The following is a 2,991-nucleotide window of genomic DNA, read 5'->3' as shown; positions in this document are numbered from 1 at the left end:
ACCAATACGCTCAATGTAAGCTTGCTTTTGGTCATTGACAGCTTCATCGCCATCGACATCATAATAAAGCAAGAATTTCACCGCATCTGCCCCTGCTTCTTTGATACGCTTAGCTGACCAAACATCAAGACAGTCTGGCAAGCGACTAGTTGTAGTGGCATCATAACCTGTTTTTTCATAGGCTAGCAACAAGCCTGCGTCTTCATGACGAACCTTAGTCGCTGAAAGACCATATTCAGGATCAAGAAGAATAGATGACGCATATGGTGTCAGCTCCTCTGAAACTAAGCATTTGAGCTCTTCGATTTGAGCAATCGTTGGTTCTGTGTCTTGATGTTGTGCCATCATGCGTTTGAGCGCCCCGCGTTGGTCAAAGGCTAGGGCTGAAATCACACCATTTTGGCTTAATTGTGTCATGTAGCGACGTTTGTTTTCGGTTAATATTAGCATAATGTCTCCTAAGCTTTATAGTCATGAATAGTTACACCTTTAACAACACGGTTAACTGTTCCACTTGCAGACGGCGTATCCGGAAGGTTATTTACTTTAATTGAGGATAATAAAGCAATCGTTTGAGCCACAAAAATATACGGCAAAGCTAAATAGGCATCCGGTAACAATACATCAGAAGCAAAGCCAAATGTTTGTCCAGAAAAAGCTGTAGCACCATCTTGAGCTAAAGCCAAGGTTTTGACGGCAATTTTATCCGCTTCTACTTCTTCCAAAATATCTAAATCATACTGGCGTACATAAGTATGGTTATTAACGAAACCAACCACAATCGTCTTATCATTTACAAAGGATTTGGGCCCGTGTCTGAATCCCATCGATGAGTCGAAAACGGTTACAATTTTACCTGCAGTTAATTCTAAAATTTTTAATTGAGCCTCTCTAGTCAAACCTGATAAACTTCCTGACCCAATATAAACAAGGCGCTCAAAGTCTAAATCAACCAATTCTTGTAACACTTGTTCACGATTGATAACACTCTCGGCTAGAGATGCCGCTGTATCAACATAGTTTTTTTTCTGATTCTCATCAATACTTCTATCAAATACTAATAAGGCTGAAAGCATCATGCATGAGAAGCTTCCTGTCATAGCAAAACCAGCATCATTCGATTCTTGTGGTTGCAATAATAAGAAATTATTATCCTGAGAATGAGCAGCTTTGGCTAATTCTCCTTCTGGCGCACAAGTAATGGTTAGGTGGTAGATATTATCAATCAATTGATTCGCCAACTCAACCGCAGCCAAACTTTCAGGACTATTACCACTTCTTGCAAATGAAACCAACAAGACCGTATCTTCCGGATAAAAATAATAATGCGGCGCAGCTACAATATCAGTAGTTGCAACACTCGAAAATAAGAAATGTTCCCTATCACTATTTGTTTGTAAATAACTTGCAATGCTATTGCCTACATATTCAGAAGTACCTGCACCTGTAAAAATTACTTTTACAGATTTACCATTAGCCGAGGCTATGATATCAGCAAGAAAACAATCAATCTTATCTTTCTGTGATTGATAAGTTGACAAAGCCTCTAGCCAAAGTTTTGGCTGTTGCTTGATTTCACGTGTTGTAATTTCTGCACCAAGCTTGGTAAGTTCTTCAGTTGATAATTGAAACATATACAACCTCCTCCTATAGTAAAGTTACTAGTACATCATCGTTTAAGATGGGTAATGTGTAATGCGATAACGAAATTGGTCTGCACGGGCAATACTAAACGTAAATTCGATTAATACATTTTTGTCATTATAAGTGTGCCGTGTCACATGTAAAACAGCAGAGCCTTTTTTAATATTTAAAAAATTAGCCTCATAATCTAATGCAATACTTGCTGCAAACTCTTCTTCCGCAATACGAATTTTTTGTTCAAAATCTTGGGTGAAGATATCATATAATGGTTTCTTTGCAAGTAAATCTTTTTCCAAATTCTCAAAAGGTAAAACTGGGATATAAGTTCTTTCAAACATCATTGGAAAACCATCAGCTAGACGTAAGCGTTCTAACTCAAATACATCACTTCCTACTTCCATATTCAAATAAGAAGCTAAGTAAGGTGTAACAGTGACTTTTTCAAAAGAAAGAATCCGTGTCTTTGGTGTTTTACCTAATTTCTTCATCTGCTCAGTAAAACTATAGGTTGAAGCAAGATCCGTTTTCACTTGTTCAATACTTGACACAAACGTTCCTTTACCTTGAAGCTTATAAATCAAGCCTCTAGCTTCTAGTTCTTTTAGGGCTTGCCTAACCGTTATACGACTGACACCAAAATCCTCACTCAATTCCCTTTCAGAGGGTAAACGTTCATGTGCAACCATTGAATCACGAATCGTCAACTCTAAGGTATCCACCATTTTTAGATAAAGAGGTTTTTTATTTGACATAGGTTTTTAGGCATCTTTCTATTTCAACTTGTTATAACCACTTATAGTATATAATATATAATTGATATCTGTCAAGTAGAAAAGTAATACCAAATATATTATCGACTGATGATCCAGGTGAATTAACTCTTAAACAAGCGGATGGCCCCCCTAACCGAAAGTTTAGAACCTGTATTCACAAAAAGATGTTAAACTAAAGATATGACACGAAAAGCATATGATACTGATTTAACCGATCAAGAATGGGCTCAACTTGAACCCTATTTCTCCAAACATCGCACCTATAAATAGTCTAAACGAGAACTCGTGAACGCCACCTTGTATATCACTAAAACAGGCTGCCAATGGCGCATGCTCCCTCATGATTTCCCTCCTTACCCAACTGTCTGGAGTTTCTTTCGTTGTGCCAAGGAGAGCGGCTTGTGGGACACCATTTTGACAGAACTGGTTAAAAAAAGCAACTGAAAGCTGGTAGAGCAGCCTCTCCAACTTATGCTATCATTGATTCTCAAAGCGTGAAAACAACAGATGTTGTAGAGGAACGTGGGATTGATGGCGGTAAGAAAGTCAAAGGGAGGAAGCGCCACATCGTTGT

General features: G+C 38.2%; 5 protein-coding genes and 1 pseudogene. 3 read left to right on the top strand and 3 right to left on the bottom strand.

The window, feature by feature from the left end; genetic code table 11:
* The 3 genes from ACMZ6U_RS09900 to ACMZ6U_RS09890 all read right to left on the bottom strand — a co-directional run.
* The coding region (locus ACMZ6U_RS09900) for a tagatose 1,6-diphosphate aldolase (protein ID WP_416108270.1) at positions 1-453 on the bottom strand (453 nt) is incomplete at its 3' end.
* Between the two features lie 5 nt (positions 454-458).
* Complete coding sequence (locus tag ACMZ6U_RS09895; protein WP_416108268.1) at positions 459-1,634, bottom strand: SIS domain-containing protein; 1,176 nt, start codon at positions 1,632-1,634, stop codon at positions 459-461.
* Positions 1,635-1,676: 42 nt separating this feature from the next.
* Positions 1,677-2,396: a GntR family transcriptional regulator gene (locus ACMZ6U_RS09890; RefSeq protein ID WP_416108267.1), complete on the bottom strand. Its 720-nt coding sequence runs from the start codon at positions 2,394-2,396 to the stop codon at positions 1,677-1,679.
* Between the two features lie 201 nt (positions 2,397-2,597).
* Here ACMZ6U_RS09890 and ACMZ6U_RS09885 point away from each other — a divergent pair, with 201 nt between their 5' ends.
* The 3 genes and pseudogenes from ACMZ6U_RS09885 to ACMZ6U_RS09875 form a co-directional block, all read left to right on the top strand.
* Entirely contained in the window at positions 2,598-2,687 is a 90-nt protein-coding gene (locus tag ACMZ6U_RS09885) for a transposase (RefSeq protein ID WP_416108266.1), read from the top strand.
* Between the two features lie 60 nt (positions 2,688-2,747).
* Entirely contained in the window at positions 2,748-2,861 is a 114-nt protein-coding gene (locus ACMZ6U_RS09880; RefSeq protein ID WP_416108269.1) for a hypothetical protein, read from the top strand.
* A 35-nt stretch (positions 2,862-2,896) separates the two neighbouring features.
* Positions 2,897-2,991: pseudogene (locus tag ACMZ6U_RS09875) on the top strand (IS5/IS1182 family transposase); the annotation flags it as partial.

This window comes from Streptococcus pluranimalium, from assembly GCF_047785745.1.
Taxonomy (GTDB): domain Bacteria; phylum Bacillota; class Bacilli; order Lactobacillales; family Streptococcaceae; genus Streptococcus; species Streptococcus pluranimalium_B.
Note: the sequence above shows the minus strand (reverse complement) of the source record. Positions and strands in the feature narration are given on the sequence as shown.

What these genes read in the sequence shown, in the direction of transcription:
- ACMZ6U_RS09885 (WP_416108266.1), top strand. Translation starts at nt 2,598, where the DNA reads ATGACACGAAAAGCATATGATACTGATTTAACCGATCAAGAATGGGCT.
- ACMZ6U_RS09880 (WP_416108269.1), top strand. Translation starts at nt 2,748, where the DNA reads ATGCTCCCTCATGATTTCCCTCCTTACCCAACTGTCTGGAGTTTCTTT.
- ACMZ6U_RS09890 (WP_416108267.1), bottom strand. Translation starts at nt 2,396, where the DNA reads ATGTCAAATAAAAAACCTCTTTATCTAAAAATGGTGGATACCTTAGAG.
- ACMZ6U_RS09895 (WP_416108268.1), bottom strand. Translation starts at nt 1,634, where the DNA reads ATGTTTCAATTATCAACTGAAGAACTTACCAAGCTTGGTGCAGAAATT.